At 59.7% G+C, this 18,445-nt stretch carries 19 protein-coding genes and 1 tRNA gene; 8 read left to right on the forward strand and 12 right to left on the reverse strand.

Going from position 1 to position 18,445, the window contains the following annotated elements:
- Window positions 1-83: 83 nt before the first annotated feature.
- The 3 genes from J4D99_RS03590 to J4D99_RS03600 are packed head-to-tail and all read left to right on the forward strand — an operon-like array spanning window position 84 to window position 2,691.
- On the forward strand, window positions 84-989 hold the full coding sequence (locus tag J4D99_RS03590; protein ID WP_208130341.1) for a hypothetical protein: 906 nt from the start codon (window positions 84-86) through the stop codon (window positions 987-989).
- On the forward strand, window positions 965-1,174 hold the full coding sequence (locus J4D99_RS03595; RefSeq protein WP_208130342.1) for a hypothetical protein: 210 nt from the start codon (window positions 965-967) through the stop codon (window positions 1,172-1,174). The genes J4D99_RS03590 and J4D99_RS03595 overlap by 25 nt, the downstream gene beginning before the upstream one ends.
- On the forward strand, window positions 1,171-2,691 hold the full coding sequence (locus J4D99_RS03600; RefSeq protein ID WP_208130343.1) for a phenylacetate--CoA ligase family protein: 1,521 nt from the start codon (window positions 1,171-1,173) through the stop codon (window positions 2,689-2,691). Before J4D99_RS03595 ends, J4D99_RS03600 begins: the two co-directional genes overlap by 4 nt.
- 120 nt (window positions 2,692-2,811) lie before the next feature.
- Here the strand turns inward: J4D99_RS03600 and J4D99_RS03605 are convergent, their stop codons facing one another.
- The 7 genes from J4D99_RS03605 to J4D99_RS03635 form a co-directional block, all read right to left on the reverse strand.
- The gene (locus tag J4D99_RS03605) at window positions 2,812-3,366 is read right to left on the reverse strand and encodes an RNA polymerase sigma factor (RefSeq protein WP_208130344.1); all 555 of its coding nucleotides are present in this window, start codon (window positions 3,364-3,366) and stop codon (window positions 2,812-2,814) included.
- A gap of 163 nt (window positions 3,367-3,529) precedes the next feature.
- Window positions 3,530-4,450 (reverse strand): MerR family transcriptional regulator, encoded by a 921-nt coding sequence (locus J4D99_RS03610; RefSeq protein WP_220235681.1) that lies wholly within the window; start codon window positions 4,448-4,450, stop codon window positions 3,530-3,532.
- Window positions 4,451-4,604: 154 nt separating this feature from the next.
- The gene (locus J4D99_RS03615; RefSeq protein WP_208130346.1) at window positions 4,605-5,099 is read right to left on the reverse strand and encodes a sterol desaturase family protein; all 495 of its coding nucleotides are present in this window, start codon (window positions 5,097-5,099) and stop codon (window positions 4,605-4,607) included.
- A 127-nt stretch (window positions 5,100-5,226) separates the two neighbouring features.
- Window positions 5,227-6,033, reverse strand: coding sequence for an enoyl-CoA hydratase/isomerase family protein (locus J4D99_RS03620; RefSeq protein WP_208130347.1), 807 nt, complete (start codon window positions 6,031-6,033; stop codon window positions 5,227-5,229).
- A 165-nt stretch (window positions 6,034-6,198) separates the two neighbouring features.
- Entirely contained in the window at window positions 6,199-8,502 is a 2,304-nt protein-coding gene (locus J4D99_RS03625; RefSeq protein WP_208130348.1) for a ComEC/Rec2 family competence protein, read from the reverse strand.
- Window positions 8,503-8,637: 135 nt separating this feature from the next.
- Window positions 8,638-9,072, reverse strand: coding sequence for a GNAT family N-acetyltransferase (locus J4D99_RS03630; RefSeq protein WP_208130349.1), 435 nt, complete (start codon window positions 9,070-9,072; stop codon window positions 8,638-8,640).
- Between the two features lie 167 nt (window positions 9,073-9,239).
- Window positions 9,240-10,313, reverse strand: a complete 1,074-nt coding sequence (locus J4D99_RS03635; protein ID WP_208130350.1) for a PhoH family protein — start codon at window positions 10,311-10,313, stop codon at window positions 9,240-9,242.
- Between the two features lie 208 nt (window positions 10,314-10,521).
- Between J4D99_RS03635 and J4D99_RS03640 the strand changes: the two genes are divergently transcribed.
- Window positions 10,522-11,358, forward strand: coding sequence for an SAM hydrolase/SAM-dependent halogenase family protein (locus tag J4D99_RS03640; protein WP_208130351.1), 837 nt, complete (start codon window positions 10,522-10,524; stop codon window positions 11,356-11,358).
- A gap of 96 nt (window positions 11,359-11,454) precedes the next feature.
- On the opposite strand, the gene J4D99_RS03645 is transcribed toward J4D99_RS03640, so the two are convergent.
- Window positions 11,455-11,649, reverse strand: a complete 195-nt coding sequence (locus tag J4D99_RS03645) for a hypothetical protein (RefSeq protein WP_208130352.1) — start codon at window positions 11,647-11,649, stop codon at window positions 11,455-11,457.
- A 121-nt stretch (window positions 11,650-11,770) separates the two neighbouring features.
- Here J4D99_RS03645 and J4D99_RS03650 point away from each other — a divergent pair, with 121 nt between their 5' ends.
- The 3 genes from J4D99_RS03650 to J4D99_RS03660 all read left to right on the forward strand — a co-directional run bounded on the left by J4D99_RS03650 (window position 11,771) and on the right by J4D99_RS03660 (window position 12,804).
- Window positions 11,771-12,067, forward strand: coding sequence for a putative quinol monooxygenase (locus tag J4D99_RS03650; protein ID WP_208130353.1), 297 nt, complete (start codon window positions 11,771-11,773; stop codon window positions 12,065-12,067).
- A gap of 83 nt (window positions 12,068-12,150) precedes the next feature.
- A complete protein-coding gene (gene hscB / locus J4D99_RS03655) occupies window positions 12,151-12,699 on the forward strand; it encodes a Fe-S protein assembly co-chaperone HscB (RefSeq protein ID WP_208130354.1) in 549 nt (182 codons plus the stop codon).
- 23 nt (window positions 12,700-12,722) lie between these two features.
- Window positions 12,723-12,804, forward strand: a tRNA-Leu gene (locus J4D99_RS03660).
- A gap of 247 nt (window positions 12,805-13,051) precedes the next feature.
- On the opposite strand, the gene J4D99_RS03665 is transcribed toward J4D99_RS03660, so the two are convergent.
- From J4D99_RS03665 to J4D99_RS03675, 3 genes are all read right to left on the reverse strand, one after another.
- Window positions 13,052-13,258 (reverse strand): hypothetical protein, encoded by a 207-nt coding sequence (locus J4D99_RS03665; RefSeq protein ID WP_208130355.1) that lies wholly within the window; start codon window positions 13,256-13,258, stop codon window positions 13,052-13,054.
- A 102-nt stretch (window positions 13,259-13,360) separates the two neighbouring features.
- Window positions 13,361-13,966, reverse strand: coding sequence for a hypothetical protein (locus tag J4D99_RS03670; protein WP_208130356.1), 606 nt, complete (start codon window positions 13,964-13,966; stop codon window positions 13,361-13,363).
- Between the two features lie 412 nt (window positions 13,967-14,378).
- Window positions 14,379-16,328 carry a glycoside hydrolase family 97 protein gene (locus J4D99_RS03675; RefSeq protein WP_208130357.1) on the reverse strand — a complete coding sequence of 650 codons (1,950 nt, stop codon included), beginning with the start codon at window positions 16,326-16,328 and terminating at the stop codon, window positions 14,379-14,381.
- A gap of 149 nt (window positions 16,329-16,477) precedes the next feature.
- On the opposite strand from J4D99_RS03675, the gene J4D99_RS03680 reads away from it, so the two are divergent.
- Window positions 16,478-17,278 (forward strand): 3-keto-disaccharide hydrolase, encoded by an 801-nt coding sequence (locus tag J4D99_RS03680; protein WP_208130358.1) that lies wholly within the window; start codon window positions 16,478-16,480, stop codon window positions 17,276-17,278.
- 81 nt (window positions 17,279-17,359) lie between these two features.
- Here J4D99_RS03680 and J4D99_RS03685 read toward each other — a convergent pair whose 3' ends face one another.
- On the reverse strand, window positions 17,360-18,193 hold the full coding sequence (locus tag J4D99_RS03685) for an alpha/beta fold hydrolase (RefSeq protein WP_208130359.1): 834 nt from the start codon (window positions 18,191-18,193) through the stop codon (window positions 17,360-17,362).
- Window positions 18,194-18,445 lie beyond the last annotated feature (252 nt).

Below are 18,445 nucleotides of genomic sequence, written 5' to 3' on the forward strand. Positions count from 1 at the left end.
GGCCACTTTTGACCTGGTCGCGCAGCATTGCCCAGCGGCCGGCCTCCCTGGCCCAATGCCCTACTCTCACACCTTTCTGAACTATGAAACGACGTACTTTTTTGTGGCAGGCCGCGCTCGGATTGGGCGCGGCTACGCTGGGGGCTAGCCGGGTCAGGGCGGCTGGCACCCCCGCGGCCGCCGGGGCCCGCTGGAGCCTGCTGCTCGACTACGCCCGCTGGTCGCCCTCACCGCATAACATTCAGCCCTGGCGCCTGCGGGTGCTCTCCGACACCGAGGCCGAGCTGTGCTACGACCCGGCCCGCCTGCTGCGCCACACCGACCCTAGCTCGTGCTTCACCATCATCGGGCTGGCCATGTTTATCGAAAGCCTGCGCGTGGCGGCCGCGCCACTCGGCTACCACCTGGCGGCGGAGCACGCCCCCGAGGCCCAACTCAACTACACCGCTACCACGCCCCAGCTCTTTGCCACGCTGCGCCTCACGCCGGGCGCCCAGCCTGCCCCCAACCGCGAGCTGCTGAAGTGGCGCCGCACCGCTCGCCACGCTTACGATGGCCGCCCCGTGGCTACCGCCGTGCAACAGCGGCTAGGGCAGTTGGCGGCCCAGCACGGCCACCAGCTCTGCTTTTCCGACGACCCGGCGATGGTCGATTTCATTCTCGACCTCAACCGCCAGACGCTCTTTGCCGACCTTGATGAGCCGGCCAACCGCCAGGAGCTTAGCCAATGGATTCGGACTACCGACGCGCAGGCCGAGCAGCAGAAGGATGGCCTCTGGAACCGCTGCATGGGCTTTTCGGGCCGGCTCATGCACAATTTCTTCTTCCACAGCGAGCGCTTTCGCAGCCCCTGGAAGCGGGCGGTGCTGGGCAAAGTGTATAGACATAGCATGCACGGTACGACCACCACGGCGTGGCTGCAAGGGCCCTTCGCCACGCGCGCCGACTGGGGGCCGGCACCCTTATGCAACGCCTGTGGCTCGAAATGACCCGGCTCGAGGTGTACCTGCACCCCTTTGGCTCGGTGGTCACCAACGCGGCGGCTCATCAGCAATTTCTCTCTAAAATCGGGGCTAGCCCCACTGACCAGCCCCTCTGGCTGCTGGTGCGCCTGGGCTACAGTACCGAGCCGCCCCGCAGTTTGCGCCTCACTCCTAGCGACTTACTTCTATGAAAACCTCCTTGAAAACCTACCCCGTGCTGGCACTGGTGCGCCTGCTGGCCGCCTGGCGCCATCTGCTGGAATTGCGCCACAGCACGATGGTCCTGCTTTTTCTCCCTCACATGGAGGCGCTGCGCTGGAACATCGGCAAATGGAAGGCCCTAGCGGTGTTTGAAGCGGCGAGGCGGGGCACGCCGGCTTACCGTCAATTTCTGGCCAGCCAGGGGGCTATCGGGGTGCGGTTTAGGGGCCTTGTGCCCGACCTCAGCCTGGTGCCCATCATGGACAAGGAAAACTACGTGAAGCCCTACTCCATTGCGGCTCGCTGCCGCGGCGGGCGTGTGCCGGCCCAGGGCGTTATCATTGACGAGTCGTCGGGCAGCAGCGGCGTGCCCACCAACTGGGTGCGTGGCAAGGCCGAGCGCCTGGCCAACAAGCGCATGCTGGAGTTTGGGCTCACCCGGCTGGTAGGGCCGGGGCCGCATTTCGTAATCAATGCGTTTGCGATGGGGCCCTGGGCCACGGGCGTTAATATCACGATGGGCCTCACCGACGTGGCCATACTGAAATCGACCGGACCCGACGTGCCCAAAATCGCGGCCACGCTGCAGTTTTTCGGCCCTAGCCACCGCTACCTCATCCTGGGCTACCCGCCGTTTCTGAAGCTGTTGGTAGACACGGCGGGCCTCAATTGGACCGACTACGACGTATGCATGATTTACGGCGGCGAAGGCATCAGCGAGTTGATGCGAGGCTACCTGCTGGCCCACGGCATCCGGCGGGTGTATGGCTCGCTGGGGGCCAGCGACCTGGAGCTGAACATCGGGGCCGAAAACGACTTCACCATCGGGCTGCGCCGGGAGCTGCTGCGCCGGCCGGCGTTGGCTAGCCGGCTGCTCAAGTTTCCGGGCGCGGTGCCGGTAGTATTTCAGTTCAACCCCGCCGACTTTCACCTCGAAACCACACCCGAGGGCGAGCTGCTGGTCACGTTGTGCCGGCCCGACTACCTCTCACCCAAAATCCGGTACAACCTCCACGACCGCGCCCAGATTATTCGCTTTCCCGAGCTCAAGCGCCTGCTGCACAACTGCGGCCTGCGCCCCGAAGACCTGGCTCTCGAATATTCCGACCTGCCCATTTTGCTGCACTACGGCCGCGCCGACATGGCCGTGGCGTACTTCGGCTGCAAGGTGTCGCCGCCCGATGTGCAGGAAGCCCTGCTAGCCGTGCCCGAGCTGGCCGAGCGCGTCACATCCTTCACGCTTTTCACCAGCGAGGGCGCCCAGGCCGACAAGCAGCTGCGGGTGTGCTTCGAGCTGGCCGAGCGCCAGCCGCTGCACCTACGCCACGACGACACGCTCAATAACTTGTTCTTCAGCGAGCTACGCCGCATCAACCAGGACTTTCGCGAGTCGTGGCGCATGGTGCCCGCCGAGCAGCGGCCCCACATCGAGTTCTATCCCTTCCACACTGGTCCTTTTCAGGGTGAAGACATCCACATCAAGCGCCGGTATATTCAGGCGGCTTAGTACGACGCCATGTCAGGGCGAAACCTTATTAGCTAGGGTAACTAATCAGACCCTACAACGAAAAACGCCCGCCGCTTCCGAACAGGAAACGACGGGCGTTTTTTAAGCTTATGCAGGCGCTTAGTCCTCAGCTAGTTCCGCCTCGACACCAGCGCGGTCGGCGCCAGCGGGGGCATATACTTTAAGAGCGGCTTTGAGGTCCTTGCGGGCAATGTGAATGCGGTTTTTCACGGTGCCAATCGGAATTTGCAGCTTCTCGGCAATTTCGAGGTACTTGTAGCCGATGTAGTACATCATGAAGGGCGTGCGGTAGTCGGTGCCCAGGCTAGCGATGGCCTCGTTGATGTCACGCACCACAAAATCGGTGGTAGCGCCGTTGTGCGTGATGTAGTTCTCATCGGTGTTAAAGTACTGAAAGTACTCCGTCGAGTCGATGTTCGAGCTACGCTTGGTAATCTTGTTATAATTGTTAATGAAGGTGTTGCGCATGATGGTGTACAACCACGCCTTCAAGTTGGTACCCGCTTTAAACTTGTCCTTGTTGAGCAGCGCCTTCAGCAACGTTTCCTGAACCAGGTCTTTCGCGTCATCCGCATCGCGGGTGAGGTTCATGGCCACGGGGCGGAGCGAGGACGATATTTTCTGCACTTGGGAGGTGAATTCCAGAGAAGTCATATTGTAGAAGGGTTCGTAGCAGAATCTTAAACAAAGATAGACCACTAGTAGGAAATCCGGTTCGCTCCCCGGTTCTTTTCTCCACTTTAATGCCCTAGCCAGCTAGCCCCGCTAGGGCCTTCCCGTGTACGTACAACGGTAGCACGCAGTCGATGGTGGAGCTTTATTTTTCTATTAATTCCCCCTCAACTGGCTGATTAACAAACGGAATTAAATCACGAAACTCGTGCAGGCAGGCTAGCGGCAGGCAGCCGTCGGGCAGGCCAGTCGCCTGCACGGCCATCGACCCGAATAAAACCACCGCCGCCTTGGGGCATTGGGCCCGCAGCTCGTCGGCAAAGGCCTTGAGTTGGTTGCGCGCCGGCGCAGTTGTGAGCACGGTGGCCAGCACATTGGGCTTAAAGGCCTGCGCGGCCGCCACTACGTCGGCCAGCGGCAGGTTGGGGCCCAGGTATAGCACCTGCCGGCCGCGGGCGCGCAGGGCGTAATTCATGAACAGCAAGGACAGCTCCTGCCACTCGCCCTCTGGCAGAAAGAGTAGCCAGCGCGGCGCATCGGCCTGCGAGAGCGGAATGAGCGGCAGGGCATCAGCCGAGGCCATCAGCTCTTGGCGCAGTAGCTGGCCTACCAAGCGCTCCTGGGCTAGGCTGAGCGAGCCGGCCTTCCACGACACGGCCAGGCGCTGCAGCAGCGGGTAGCCTAGCCGCAACAGGGTTTCTTCGGTGCCCAGCTCCTCCACGGCTTGGTCAAACAGGCGGTGCAGGCCCGGCTCATCGAGGTCGAGCGTGGCGGCGAGCAGGGCGTTGAGGCGCGGGCCATCGGCGGGCTTCACCTCATTGCAGAGGGCTAGCGCGGCGGCCTGGCACTCCTCCTCGCTCAGGCGCACTACCTGCGAGATGCGCTGGCCGCGACTGCAGAGCGTAGCCACGTTGAGCAGCCGGCGCAGGTCGGCCTCGCCGTAGGTCCGGATATTTGTCGTAGTACGACTGGGTTTCAGCAGGTTGTAGCGCTGCTCCCAGATGCGAATGGTGTGCGCCTTCACGCCGGAAAGCTGCTCCAAATCGCTGATAGAATAATGAGCCACCGTGTTTTCTGTTGGAAAGGATAGACAAGATTCCCGCCGCAGACCGGGCAGCCTGCGGCGGGAGACGCATAATTTAATACTTATACCTAACTAAGTAACCTCAACACGTTTCCTGAACTTACTAATTCGGAAGCCCTTCAAATAGTTTGCCAGCCTAGGCCTGCGCGGGCGCACTCTGCGCCTTGCGGGCAGCCTGCTGGCGGGCTAGCCGCAGGTATTTGGGCGATACCCAGAGCAAGCCAAATTCTTCGGAATGGTCGCGGCCCTGCGTTTTGTGGTGCATTTTGTGGGCCATGTTGAGGGCTCGCAAATACACACTATCTGTTTTTTTCCAAAAAGGCAGCCGGCCGTGAATGAGGCCATCGTGCACAAAAAAATACACTGTGCCGTAGGCCGCAATGCCTACGCCCACCCAAAACCACCAGCGGGCGCCGTTCTCGCCGGTCATAAACAGCACCGCCGATAGTATTCCATAAATCACAAAAAACCAGTCGTTGCGCTCAAACGGGCGCGGGCTGGGCCGCACGTGGTGCGAGCGGTGCAGTACCCACAGCGGCCCGTGCTGCACGTATTTGTGCATAAACCACGCCCAAAACTCCATAAAGGCAAACGTGGCGAGGGTGACGGCGAGGGCAGAAAAAAGATTCATATACTAAGTCGTCTGTCATTGCGAGCGCAGCGCGGCAATCTTTCTTTGTCGCTAGGGGTACTAATCCAACGATTAAGGAAAGATTGCCGCGCTGCGCTCGCAATGACAAGAACTAGGTGACTGTGAGCTACCAGTCTATCTTCTCTTTGTTTAAGAACGCGGCGATGCCGCGGCGGCAGTCGTCGGAAGCGCGAGCGGCGGCGTTGCGCTCGGCGGCGTAGCGCAGGCCATCTTCCAGGGCCAGTTCGGGCAGGCGAGCGAGTATTTCCTTGGTGATTTCGATGCTGTGGCCCGAGTTTTCGCGGGCTAGCCGCAGGGCGTAGGTGCGCACGGTTTCGGCCAGCTTGTCTTTTTCGGCAATGAACGTAATCAGCCCGTAGTCAAGGGCTTGCTGCGCCGTAATGGTGTCGCCGCTTAGCAGCAGCTGTTTGGTGCGCGCCTCGCCAATGCGACGCAGCAAAAACACGCTCACCACAGCGGGCAGAAAGCCAATCTTGACCTCGGTGTAGCCAAACTTGGCTTCGGGCACGGCAAAGGTGATGTCGCACAAAGCGGCCAGGCCGCAGCCGCCGGCTAGGGCATGCCCCTGCACCTGCCCGATTACGAGCTTCTTACCAGTATAAATCTGGTGAAAAAGCTGCATGAGGTGCGTGCTGTCGGCCAGGTTTTCCTGGTACGTATTCTCTTGCAGCTCTTGCAGATACTTGAGGTCGGCCCCGGCGCAAAATACGTCGCCAGCGGCGCGCAGGATGATGACTTTCACGTTATCATCAGCCTCGGCCTGCTCGAAGGCTTGTTTGAGCTCCGTCACCACATTGGCACTGAGCGCATTGCGCTTGGCCGGGCGGTTGAGCGTGATGTAGGCCAGGCGGTCCTGCACTTCGTAGAGCAGAAAGCGCAGCGTGTCCAGTTCCGGGGTAGGGTAATCAGTCATAATAAATAAATACGGCAAAAGCCGCTGCCCAGATTAAACGGCCCAAGTTAGGGCGATATTTCAAAGACTCGCTGTGCTAGGGAGAATGGTTGCTTTCGGGTGGTGTTGGGCATGAAGTTACCGCAGAGGTGCGCGGAGGGAAAGCGCGGAGGTTCGCTGAGTCGTTCAGCGGCCCGCCGGCAGCGCGTAGGAAAAGGCACCCTGCTCGTTGACGTCCCAGGTACGGAAGCCGGCGGCGCCCAGGGCCGAGTCTTGCCGGGCCACATACCAGCGCTGACACGATGAGTCAAATATTACTTGCGCGCCGGTGCCAAAGTGCGCAGCCAGGGCATCGGGGTAGAGGTAGGCATTGCGGCGCAACACGATAATGTCGGCTTTGAAGGCCGGCACGGGGCTAGCCAGCCGGCGCAGGCTGCCACTCACAAAAGCCACCCGCAGGCCGCGCCACTGCGCCAGCACCAGCGGGGCGGGTGGGTAGCGGAAGGTTCGTTCGAGGCTGTCGGGCGGGGCCACCTGGCAGGCGGGCACACTGGCCCCGCACCAGCCCACACAGTAGCGCGGCTGGCGCACGCGGCGCAGTATCAGGCTGGGCTTGAGGCGATAGGTGCGCTCGGTTTCGGAGAGCGGCAGCGAGTCGGCCGTAACGAACTCGGGCGCGGTGCCCTGCCAGAAACCCACCACCGAGCGGCGCGGAATACTGTAGACCACAAACTCGCGCAGCGGCGCCACGGCCCGCGCTTCGGCCACGCGGCTGCCTGCGTAGAGGACTAGCAGCACCACGCACCAGCCCGCCCAGGCCAGCCGCCGCGACGCTAGAAACACGCAAACGGCTCCGATAAGCAGGTATACCAGCAGCGTTTGGGACTGGCTCAGGTGAATATTACCGATAACGGCGCCCGGCAGCAGCCGGCCAACGAGGAAAATGTATTCGTTGAAAAGCCAGATTAAGCCCTGGAACAACCAGCCGACCGCTTTCGGCAGATAGTCGAGCACAGCATTGGCGGCGGCCGGCAGGGCTAGACCGATAAAAGCCACTAGGCCTTTCGTCAGGAGCAAGACCACGCCCACGTACACGGCCACGCTCGAAATGGGCACCGCTATAAGATTGGACAGTAAAAAGCTGAACGGAAACTGATGGAAGTAATACAGCCCGAGCGGAAACGTGGCCACCTGCGCGGCCAGCGACAACGCCGTGAGCTGCCAGGTAGCGTCGGCGAGCCAGGCCAGGGCGCGCCACGCTTTTTGCGCGGCCGGGGCGTGCCAACTGCGCTGGCGGTCGAGCACCGCGTTGCGCACGTCGAGCCAGCGCACAATGCGCGGCTGCAGATACACAATGCTGAGCACAGCCAGAAAGGACAGCTGAAACCCCACGTCGCAGAGTAGATACGGGTTCCACAGCAGCAGGCAGAACGCCGCCGCGCTCAGCGTGTTAAATAAGCTACTCTGCCGCTCCCAGGCCTGCCCAATGATGACGAGCGTAAACATGACCGTAGCCCGCAGCACCGACGCCGAGAGGCCCGTGAGCAGCGCGTAGCTCCAGATGAGGGCTAGCCCGAGCCCGGCCGTGAGCAGCCGGCGCCGCAGCACCGAGCCCCCTAGCGGCACCCGCGCCAACAGCCACTGCAAGGCCGCAAACAGCAGCCCCACCTGCAAGCCGCTCACGGCCATGATGTGCGTGGTGCCGGTGTCGGCGTAGGCCTGCCGGGTATCGTGGTCGATGTCGTCTTTGAAGCCCAGCACCAGGGCCGTGCCCAGCGCGTACTCGCGCCGGCTGCGCACGTAGCGGCGCAACACCCCATCGAGCACGGCGGCCGTGCGCTGGCTAATGGCCACCGGCCAGCTCAAGGGCGCGTAGCCCAGCACCTTATACTGGCCCTGGTGCACAAACTGCGAATGGTAGACCTGGTGCGTTTCGAGGTAGCGGCGGTAGTCAAACTCGCCCAGGTTGGCAGGGCCCTTGCTCAACTCAGGCCGGCCCTGCACCAGCCACACCTCGCCGTAGCGCGGGGCCGGCACCGAGTCGGCGGTTTCGTGGCGCGGCAGGCTAATGCGAATGCCGCCGCTAGCCTGCTGCCAGCGCCCAGCCACCCGCACGGCCTGCACCCGCACCGTGGTGGCGAAGGTATTGGCCCGCACCACAGGCGATTCATCTACCGTGGCACGGTAAAACTCAATGCGCGGGGCCAGCGGGCCGATATGGTCGGGCCAGCGGCTTTCCGTCACGGCCTGGCTGCGGGCAAAGCCCAGCGCCGCCACGGCCAGCAGCCCCACCAGGCCCACGGCGTCGGTGGCAGCGGGGCTGGCCTGCCGCCGGCTCCACAGCCACCCTAGCAGGTAGGCCAGCACCAGCCCGGCCGCCCAGGGCGCGGCGCTGCCGGCCCACGCCTGTCCCAGATATAAGTAGCCCGCAATGCCCCCGATAAACGCCAGCGCCACGCGCAGAAAGGGAACCAACGACCATTGTAGCATACAGCAAAGATGACAGCAGAACAGTTATAGAATTCTACAATACTTAGTAGCTTATCTAAATATTTCCTGTGCACAAAAAAGCCCGTAGCGGAATGAGCTGCGGGCTTCTTCTTTCACTAACTCGTGGCCTATATTCTAACCTAGTACCATTTTGTAGTGCTGAATATCGCACTCCTCAAACATGTCGCCTTCCTTGCGGAAGCCGGTGCGCTCGTAGAGCGGAATGGCCCGCAGCTGCGCGTGCAGATACACCTGGGCCGCATCGGGGGCCTCGGCGCGCACGTCGGCCAGCACGCGGTGCACAAGGGCCCCGCCCACGCCGTGGTTGCGAAACTCGGGCAACACGGCAAAGCGCTCCAGCTTGACGCCGTTTTCGGTGGGGCGCCAGCGGGCGGCGCCGGCGGGCTGGCCATCTACGCGGGCCAGGTAGTGGCGGGTGGTGCGGGCGCGGTCGTGGGCGTCGTACTCGGCATCGGCGGGCACGTTCTGCTCGCCCACAAATACTTTTTCGCGGATGGTGAAGGCGGCGTCGAGGTCGCGCAGGTCGGTTACTTTTTCAACGGTGGTCATGGTTTTGGGCAGTCGGTAGCAATTCCTTACTTAGTCTATTCACAAAGAAAAGAACGTCCTGCTACGCTTGTCGAAGCATCTCTCCCGAACGACACCCTAGCGGCGTGGCAGAGACGCTTCGACAAGCGCAGCAGGACGTTCAATTTGAAACCTTTACGGCCTAAAGGCTATAGCGCCTGCTCGTGATTCACAGGCAGCTCGGCACTATCCGTTTCGGGGGCACGGTGGCCGTTGTGGCGCTCGTTGCCCTCGCGGCGCCGCTGCTTAAACTCGGCCTCGCGGCGCTGCTCAGCCACGTCAAACTTGTCGTAGGCCTGCACGATTTCTTTCACCAGGCGGTGGCGCACTACGTCGTCGGCGGTCATCTCGACAAAGCCGATGCCCTGCACATCGCGCAGAATATCAAGCGCCTGCATAAGGCCCGATTTCTGGCGGGTGGGCAAGTCAATCTGGCTGCGGTCGCCGTTCACCATCACCTTTGCGCTCGGGCCCATGCGGGTCAAGAACATCTTGATTTGCGAGGGCGTAGTGTTTTGGGCTTCGTCGAGCAGCACGAAGGCGTTGTTCAGTGTCCGGCCGCGCATGTAGGCGAGTGGGGCAATTTCGATAATCTTGTTTTCCTGGTAGAATTTCAGCTTTTCGGCCGGAATCATGTCTTCCAGGGCGTCGTAAATCGGGCGCAGGTAGGGGTCTACCTTCTCCTTCATATCGCCGGGCAGGAAGCCGAGGCTTTCGCCGGCCTCCACCACGGGGCGAGAGATGATGATTTTCTTAACTTCCTTATTCTTAAGGGCACGCACGGCCAGTGCTACCGAAATGTAGGTTTTGCCGGTGCCGGCAGGGCCTAGCGTAAACGTGAGGTCGTGCTTCATCACGGCGTCTACCAGCTTCTGCTGGTTGGGCGTTTTGGCCTTGATAACGCCGCCCTTGGCCCCGAATAGAATAACGTCGGGCGAGGCGGCCAGCACCCGGCCTTCGGCCTCTTCGGAAGTAGCTGACAGGTATTGATTTACATCACGGTCGGTGATGGCGCCATACTGGTGATAGTGCTCGATGAGCGAGCTCAGGATATCATTGACCCGCGAGATGACTTCACTAGGGCCTTGTACTTTGATTTCGTTGCCCCGGGACACGATTTTACTGCCCGGAAAAGCAGCCGCAATACGACGGATATTCTGGTTATCGGCCCCCAGGAAGTCTACCAGGGACACATTTTCGAGGGTGATGACTTTTTCGACCAAGCTAGGTGGGCAGTGGGAAAAGAAGAAAAAAGAAACGAATACGTACTGGCCTGCCCAAGTGGGCAGGCGGCTGGCATCATTTTTAGGAACATACCAGCCAGCTAAAAGCTCCCGGCCGACTACCGGGAAATCAGGCTACTTTTGCAGCCGCGCGGGCTAGCTAGCCCGCCAACTAAACAATACTACGAAGAACCTGGCAACTGCGGGCATGGGGGTACTGACACTGCTTACGGATTTTGGTTACCGCGACCACTATGTGGCCGCGCTCAAGGCCCGTTTGCTGCACCTGGCCCCCACGCTGCCGGTGATGGACCTCACCCACGGCGTTGAACCCTACAACATCGCGCACGCCGTGCACGTTCTCCGGGCCGTATTTCGTGACTTCCCAGCGGGCACTACGCACCTCATTACGGTGAGCGACTACGGCGCCAGCGCGGCCGGCGCCGTGGCCACGCCCGCCTGGCACGCTGCCGAGCACGAGGGCCACTACTTCGTGGCCGCCGACAATGGCCTGCTGCCGCTGCTCTGCGATGGCGTGCCGGCCCAGCTGGTGCGCCTCGAACCGCCGGCCGTGGCAGCCGGGCCGGCTAGCCCAGTCTTGGCCGCCGGCAACCTCCAGCCCGTGTCCCTGAACCCTACGCGCAACATTCTGGCGCCGGCCGCCGTGCGCCTGGCGCTGGGGCAGCCGCTGAGTAGCCTGGGCCAGCCCGTGAACGACTTGTACCTGCTCACTAACCGGCAAGTGCGCCTGCAGGACAACCGCATTACCGGCCACGTGGTGCACGTAGACCACTACGGCAACCTGATTACCAACATCTCGCGCGAGGCGGTGGAGGTGGTGGGCCGGGGCCGCGCGGCCACCGTGCACTTTGGCCGCGAAGTGGTTCGCGAGCTGCGCCCGCACTTTGCGGCGGCCCCGCCCGGCGAAATCGTGTGCACCTTCAACCCCCAGGGCTGCCTGTCGGTAGCCATCAACCAGGGGCACGCCAGCGAGCTGCTAGGCCTGTATTTCGACTCGCAGGTCGATGTACGCTTCGCAGAATGAGCTAAAGTGCGGCGCGGCCCGCTTTCTAATAGCCTCTACATAAAAAAGCCCGGCTGCAACGCTGCAACCGGGCTTTTTAAGTAACTAGGGCCTAGCTTACTGCTTGGGAGCAGCTGTCGAATCGGCCTTTACAGTAGCCGAGCTGTCGGCGGCCGAATTGGCTTCGCTGGGCACTACTACGGCAGTGTTTTCGGTAGTGGTTTCTTTGGGCTTGTCGCTGCAAGAAGCCAGGAAAGACAGGGCCGCTAGGGCCGGGGCGGCCAGCCAAAGGGCACGTGGAGCGTAACGCATAAGGAATACGGTAAATGATGAGGTAGAAGTTTTGGTATACGGGCAGGAGGCTAGCGGGTTGACCTCGTGCTCGCCACGGCTGGCCGCCAGGACCGTTATTTTGTCGCAAAACTCCCGCATCGTGCTTATTCGTATTGTCCGCCTGACCTTAGACCCCGCCCGCGTGGCCGATTTTCTGCACCTGTTCAGAGAGTCGGAAAACCGCATTCGGCAGCAGCCCGGCTGTCGCCACCTCGAGTTGTGGCAAGACGCCGACCAGCCCCACATTTACTGCACCTACAGCCACTGGGACGATGCCGCGGCCCTCGATGCCTACCGCCGCTCGGCGCTCTTTGGCGAGGTGTGGCCGGCCACCAAGCGCCTGCTGGCTAGCCCCGCCCAGGCGTTTTCGGTGGTGCGCGCCGCCGAGGGCGCCTAGTTTTTTACCGGCTTTTCTCAACCAATGGCCGGGGCCGCCTGTAGTGTCAGGTACCTACCCTAGCCCGCGTGCGGCCCTTTCTCATGCCCGACTCTTCCAATTACTTCGCGTTTTACGGCTTGCCCGAGGCGTTTTTGCTCGACGAAGCCGCCCTTAAGGCCAAGTACTACCAGCTCAGCCGCGAGCTGCACCCCGATTTTCACGCCCAGGACACGCCCGCGGCCCAGGCCGAGGCCCTGCGCCTGAGCACCCTCAACACCGACGCCTACCGCACCCTCGCCGACCCCGACCGGCGCATGGCCTACCTGCTAGCCCAGCACGGCCTGCTGGAGGAAGGCAGCGCCCAAAACCAGCTGCCGCCCGACTTCCTGATGGAAGTGATGGAGCTGAACGAGCAGCTGATGGAGTTGGAGTTTGAGCCCGACCCGGCGGCCACCGCCAAGCTGGCCGCCGAGGTAACGGCCCTGGCCGATACGCTCGATACTGGCATTCAACCCGTACTGGCTGGCTACGCGGGCCTGCCCGCCGACCACCGCCCGGCCGCGCTAGCCCAGGTAAAGACCTACTATTTAAAAAAGCGCTATCTGTTGCGGCTTCGGCAGCAGCTGGCTACCTTTGCGGCCCGCTCGTGAGTTACCGGCCGAGCGGAGTAGTTGCCTGGATGGCGGAACCGGTAGACGCGATGGTCTCAAACACCATTACCGCAAGGTGTGCCGGTTCGACTCCGGCTCCAGGTACTAGGAAGTAGTAAAAAGGCCCTTTCTCCTGCGTGAGAAAGGGCCTTTTGGTTTTAGGCTGCCTCATTGCTGGCTAGATGAGGCCCGCCGCCTGAGTATCTCCTAGCCTCCCCTACTGCATACAAAAAAGCCCGACCAACAGGCGGGGCTTTTTTGTGTGCAGTAGCAACAGTATTTTCATCCTAGCCCAAGTATCACTGGGCCGGTAGATATGCCACAGATTTGTGCTTGCACAGGTCCTTTAGGTCTATACAACCTCGGGATTTTGAGAAACTGGGTCTAAAACATCCTTCGTATTAGAGTAAAATTTCTCTATTATCTTCTCAGCAATGCCATCTACTTCATTAACGTATTCATCGCCAGTATTGTATTTAGAAATCACTTCACGCCGAGCTATACTCGTCCGGTACGCAGGGTCATCTGATGCATAAACAGTCCATTGGTTTAATTGCATAGAAATTAAGTATTCAGCGTAATCCTGCTTTACTTTCCTGATGCCAAGAATTACGCGTTCTCTTGTCATCAATAAACTCATTGGTAGTTACTTGCATCAACCCTAACGTGTGAGGTTTTTTATTATAAAGTAACTCACATTCTCAACTGCACGAACAAGCCTGGACCTGTTAAAATTTTCATAAATAATAATCGCGTAGATAATTGTCTTCAAAATATCGTTATCAACTTGACTATCTATAATTTTTCCATATTTCGTTTTAAACAAAATATATTTTTTAAAAATATATCTAGACTTTCTTTTTTCAGCCCCTTTAACTGAGACATCTAAGTCATTAATGATTTTATAAACAAACAGTATTATTATAATCCACATTTCATTAGCAAGATTGGAAAAATCAGGCAATAGATTTTTCTTACTGCTTATAAATTTGTCGTAAAAAAAGTATGAAAGGAATATTATTGATAGAGAATAGATAATCTGCCTTCCCCAATTTAAAAGGCTCAATCTTCCCTCTACTGCGTTAATGATGTATCTAAAAATTAGATAATAAATACTAACGAGATAAAACTTAAACACAAAAGAATCAAGTTTAAAATAGTATAATACTCTTGATATGATTATTAAATAAACAATTGGTGTAGCAACTCTCAGTGCAAAAGTGAATGCCAGTTTTGAATCATCTTTAGCAAGGAGGCTGATTGGCACATAACCTATTGAATAGGTATTACTACCTATAAAGTTTATTATTAAAAAAAAGGCCTATTGCCAGAAGAAATTGCACTTCGCCCACACCGCTCTGCCATGATGCTATTATACTATTCACAATTTTGCAAATCTCTTTAGTGATATTTATGACGCGCCCGCTTCTCCGCCTCGGCCGTAGACATGCCCTTGAGTTGGTTAGGCAACACAGCTAGGAAAAGTACAGGTAACAGCGCTTTATACCCGCAAGTAAATGCCTCTTTCTCAGAAAGCCAGCAGCTTTATAAAAATCCCTTAGAGTTGATATAAAACCTTGCTGGCTTTACAAAAAGCCGCCCCCTACCCAATCCAGTAGCCCCAGCGCCAGCAGGCACCAGAAGGCCTAGCGGGCGCCCAGGGCCTTTCAGGTTATCCGCTAGGGCACCTGCTCTATGCGGGCGGCGAAACCGCCGTCGGGCACCATGGTCAGGGTGATGGCTTCACCGGCTTGCAGGGGCTGCACGAGGCGCTTGAAGTCCATGGCCTGCACGTCGGCATTGACGCCATCCTTGATTAAAGTCAGTTGGTAGTGCTTGCCCTTGTCCAGAAAGTCAGTTCGCAGCGTCACTTCATGAGCCTTTTCGGCAGTCATGCCGCCCACAAACCACGTGGTGCCCTTGCGCTTGGCCGTGACGATGTAGTCACCCACGGCTGCTTCCAGCACGCGGGTTTCGTTCCAGGTTCCGGGCACGGCGGTGATGAAGGACGTGGTTTCGGGCTCGCGCAGGTAGTTGAAGGGGTTGTCGGCCAGCATCTGCAAGCCGCTGGTAAACACGAGGTACATGGCCAGCTGGTGGCCGCGGGTGCCGATGCTCATCGTGTTCACCCAGTTGGGGCGGTAGTCTTTGGGGTGGGCCGAGCGCATGGCGCCGGGCGTGTAGTCCATGGGACCTACCGCGTTGCGCAGAAACGGCAGAAACAGGTTGTTTTTGGGAGTGGCCAGGCCCCCACCGATGTTCTGCTCCATGCCTATCACGCCTTCGTAGGACAGCACATTGGGGTACGCCACTTCTAAGCCGGCGGGCTTGAAGGCGCCGTGAAAATCGACCAGCAAATGGTGCTGGGCCGCCTGCCGGGCTACGCGGGTGTAATAGTTGACCATCCACTGGTCGCTGCGGTCCATGAAATCGATTTTCATGCCCGCGATGCCCCACTTTTCCAGCGTTTCAAACACGCTCGGGTTGTTTTCCACGGCTAGCCAGGTAAACCACAGCAGAATCCGGACGTTCTTGCTTTTGGCGTAGGCAATGAGCTCCTGCAGGTTGATGGTGGGGTTGGGCTCAAAGGGGTTAAGCGTCGTTTTGGCCCAGCCCTCGTCCATGAGGATGTAGGGAATGCCGAACCGGGACGCAAAGTCGATGTAGTACTTGTAGGTGTCCTGGTTGTAGCCCGACTTAAAATCGACCCCGTACACGTAAGCGTTGTGCCACCACTCCCAGGTCACCTGCCCGGGCTTAATCCAGCTGGTTTCTGTCAGCTGGTTGGGGGTGCTCAGCTTGTAAGCCATCTGGTTGGCGGCCAGCTGGGTATCGTGTACCGTAATGACCAGGAAGCGCCACGGAAACGAGCGCCGGCCCGCCGTTTTGGCCAGGTACGGCGCTTCGCGCACAATCTTGACGCTGCGGTCGCCATCGGGGCCAACCTGCACGGGCGCCTTCGGAAACGTGGCCGCGACGGTTTGCCCATCCACGGCTTTCACAAACAGGCCGGGGTAGTCGTAGAGGTCGGCTTCCGAAAATAGCACTTTAAGCTTGGGCGTGGCAAAGAGCATCGGCAGCACACTCATTTTCTCGCGGCTCACGGCCTGCAAGGGCTGGCGCTGGTACAGGATTTCGTAGGCCGTTTTGAAGCTGCCCGTTTCGAGGTAGGCCGTTTCGACGGGGCTAGCGAAGTGCAGGTGCACGTCTTCGCTGCTGACTTCCACCGAGTCGGGCTTGTTGGTGATGAACCGGTAGGCCACCCCGTCGTTGTAGGCCCGAAACTCGACGCTGAAATCGTTTTTAAACTCCAGCTTCAGCAGGTTGTAGGTGTTGTGGACGGTACTATTCGCAAAGGCCACTACGGGCTGCGAAGTGGCGTTCACTGCCGAAACCGACTTTTTGCGCAACTGCGGCTGCTCGCCCAGGCGCTGGCTAGCCAGGTTAAGCTGCAGGAAAGCATCTTGCAGCAGCGGGGTGCCGGCCAACGCCACCGAATAGCTGATTTTCTCCTTCAGCTCGACGGCCACGCTAATGCGCTTATCGGGGGAAAGCAACGTAATGGGCGCCCCTAGCAAGCGGGCCGTGAGCAACAAACATCCAGCGGTGAGGCAGAGTATTCTTGGCATGAGGTCAGCGTTGTAGGGCAGGCTCCTTGTAGGGCAGAAAGGTAGGGCGCGCAGGGGCTACGCCGAACGCGCCAAGCACCTTAGTAGTCGGAAGGCGCCACGCCGGGCTTAGTGGCGCTACCTTCGAACTATTCGTTTAGCTGCTTCTTATGTCCTTGCTCACCTCGCGGTGGCCGCTTTATGCGGCCCTGGGCCTCGCAGGCCTGCTTAGCCTCGGCTGGTTGCGGCCATCGCCCTCGGCCAGCCTGGCCGCGCGCCCGGCCTTCGCCTCCAGTCGGCCCAATACCCTGACGGCCGCCGAGCGGCGTGCCGGCTGGCAGCTGCTCTTCGATGGCCGCACCACCCAGGGCTGGCGCAGCGCGAAAGGCCCCGAGTTTCCGACCCACGGCTGGCGGGTGGCCGACGGCACCCTGACAACCCTGGCGGCCGACGGCAAAGAGTCGGCCAATGGCGGCGATATCATCACGCGGGAGATGTACAGCGCCTTTGACTTTTCGTTTGAGTTTCAGCTCACGCCGGGGGCCAATAGCGGGCTCATCTACTTCGTGACGCTGGCCGAGCAAACGCCCGGCTCGCCCATTGGCCTCGAATACCAGCTGCTCGACGATGCCCGCCACCCCGATGCCCAGCTAGGCCACAACGGCAACCGCACGCTCGCCTCGCTCTACGACCTGATTCCGGCCGTCAAGCCCGCCGCCTGCCAGCGCCCCATCGGCGCCTGGAACGTGGGACGGGTGGTGGTTTACCCCAACAACCACGTCGAGCACTACCTCAATGGCGTAAAAGTGCTGGAATACGACCGCGGCTCGGCGGCTTTCCGCAGCCTGGTGGCCGGCAGCAAATACCACGTGTGGCCCGGCTTTGGCGAGGCGCCGGCGGGGCACTTACTCTTGCAAGACCACGGCTTCCAGGTATCCTTCCGCAGCTTAAAGATTCGCCCGCTGCGCTAGCCAGCTCGGCGGGCTGCAAAGGGGCTTTTGCGCTGCTGGCCGGGGTAAAAGAAAAGGGCGTCTGCCTGGTTAGCAGCGCATTTAGCCGATAAATGCGCGCAGCGCGGCCACCACCTCAAACGGCGCACTCAGGTGCGGGCAGTGGCCGGTGGTTTGCAGCGTCACCAGCTGAGCCTGCGGCAGGTGGGCCAGCATGTAGGCACTTACCTCTTCGGGCACGGCTACGTCTTCCGAGCACTGGAGCAGCAGCGTGGGCAGGTGCAGGCGCGACAAGTCGGCCCGGTTGTCGGCCAGAAAGCCAATGCGGGCAAACTGCTTAGCAATGGTGGGGTCGGCCTGGCAGAAATAGCCCGCCAATTCGTACCCTAGAGAAGCCGGCTGCCCGGGGCCAATGAGCAGGGTGGCGAAGGTGGTAGCCCAGCTCTGGTAGTTGCGGTCCATCTCGTCGAGCAGGGCGAGCAGGTCGGCGCGCTCGAAGCCGCCGTGGTAAGCCGGCTCGTTGAGGTAGTGGGGCGTAGCCGCCAGCAGCACTACTTTGGAAAAATGCTGCGGCGCCTGCACGGCAGCCAGCAGCCCAATCATCGCCCCAATGGAATGCCCCACTACCACGGCATCGTGCAGGTCGAGGGCCTGGCAAATGGCCACTACATCCCCGGCATAGCTCGCCAGGGTGGCGTACTGCTGGGCATCGTAGGCGCTTACGTCGGAGCCGCCGGTGCCCATCTGGTCGAAGAAGACAAGCTGGTAGTGCCTGGCCAGGGCGGGGGTGAGATAATTCCAGATATGCTGGTTGCAATTGAACCCATTGCAGAAGAGTACCGGCGGCTTCTTCTCACCGATGACATTGACGTGTAGCCGCTTTAATACCGATATCGCCGAGCTTGGCGTCGAACTTGATTTTTCCACGTTTTCCATTGCGGTGTTTGCTAAATCAGTTTCTGCCCAAACCAGATATACATAACGATATTAGCAAGGTATTGGTTACTGGCTATCAGCTTGCTACAAAAAGTCCCCTGCTTTTCAGCTAAGCAAGGCATCCTCTACGGCAGCAAGCCCAAGCAGCTGACCAGTAGCATTTATCCCGGAATGCTTTCACAAGTCGACACCAGTTCTTTGGGTAGCGACCTTGCCTAATTCTACGCTGCCTTCCTATCGGGCAGGGCGAAG

Source organism: Hymenobacter sp. BT559 (assembly GCF_017571525.1).
Lineage (GTDB): Bacteria > Bacteroidota > Bacteroidia > Cytophagales > Hymenobacteraceae > Hymenobacter > Hymenobacter ginsengisoli.

What these genes read in the sequence shown, in the direction of transcription:
- J4D99_RS03595 (WP_208130342.1), top strand. Translation starts at nt 965, where the DNA reads ATGCAACGCCTGTGGCTCGAAATGACCCGGCTCGAGGTGTACCTGCAC.
- J4D99_RS03640 (WP_208130351.1), top strand. Translation starts at nt 10,522, where the DNA reads ATGGGGGTACTGACACTGCTTACGGATTTTGGTTACCGCGACCACTAT.
- J4D99_RS03625 (WP_208130348.1), bottom strand. Translation starts at nt 8,502, where the DNA reads ATGCTACAATGGTCGTTGGTTCCCTTTCTGCGCGTGGCGCTGGCGTTT.
- J4D99_RS03615 (WP_208130346.1), bottom strand. Translation starts at nt 5,099, where the DNA reads ATGAATCTTTTTTCTGCCCTCGCCGTCACCCTCGCCACGTTTGCCTTT.
- J4D99_RS03605 (WP_208130344.1), bottom strand. Translation starts at nt 3,366, where the DNA reads ATGACTTCTCTGGAATTCACCTCCCAAGTGCAGAAAATATCGTCCTCG.
- J4D99_RS03680 (WP_208130358.1), top strand. Translation starts at nt 16,478, where the DNA reads ATGTCCTTGCTCACCTCGCGGTGGCCGCTTTATGCGGCCCTGGGCCTC.
- J4D99_RS03590 (WP_208130341.1), top strand. Translation starts at nt 84, where the DNA reads ATGAAACGACGTACTTTTTTGTGGCAGGCCGCGCTCGGATTGGGCGCG.
- J4D99_RS03600 (WP_208130343.1), top strand. Translation starts at nt 1,171, where the DNA reads ATGAAAACCTCCTTGAAAACCTACCCCGTGCTGGCACTGGTGCGCCTG.
- J4D99_RS03675 (WP_208130357.1), bottom strand. Translation starts at nt 16,328, where the DNA reads ATGCCAAGAATACTCTGCCTCACCGCTGGATGTTTGTTGCTCACGGCC.
- J4D99_RS03620 (WP_208130347.1), bottom strand. Translation starts at nt 6,033, where the DNA reads ATGACTGATTACCCTACCCCGGAACTGGACACGCTGCGCTTTCTGCTC.
- J4D99_RS03630 (WP_208130349.1), bottom strand. Translation starts at nt 9,072, where the DNA reads ATGACCACCGTTGAAAAAGTAACCGACCTGCGCGACCTCGACGCCGCC.
- J4D99_RS03685 (WP_208130359.1), bottom strand. Translation starts at nt 18,193, where the DNA reads ATGGAAAACGTGGAAAAATCAAGTTCGACGCCAAGCTCGGCGATATCG.
- J4D99_RS03665 (WP_208130355.1), bottom strand. Translation starts at nt 13,258, where the DNA reads ATGCAATTAAACCAATGGACTGTTTATGCATCAGATGACCCTGCGTAC.
- hscB (WP_208130354.1), top strand. Translation starts at nt 12,151, where the DNA reads ATGCCCGACTCTTCCAATTACTTCGCGTTTTACGGCTTGCCCGAGGCG.
- J4D99_RS03645 (WP_208130352.1), bottom strand. Translation starts at nt 11,649, where the DNA reads ATGCGTTACGCTCCACGTGCCCTTTGGCTGGCCGCCCCGGCCCTAGCG.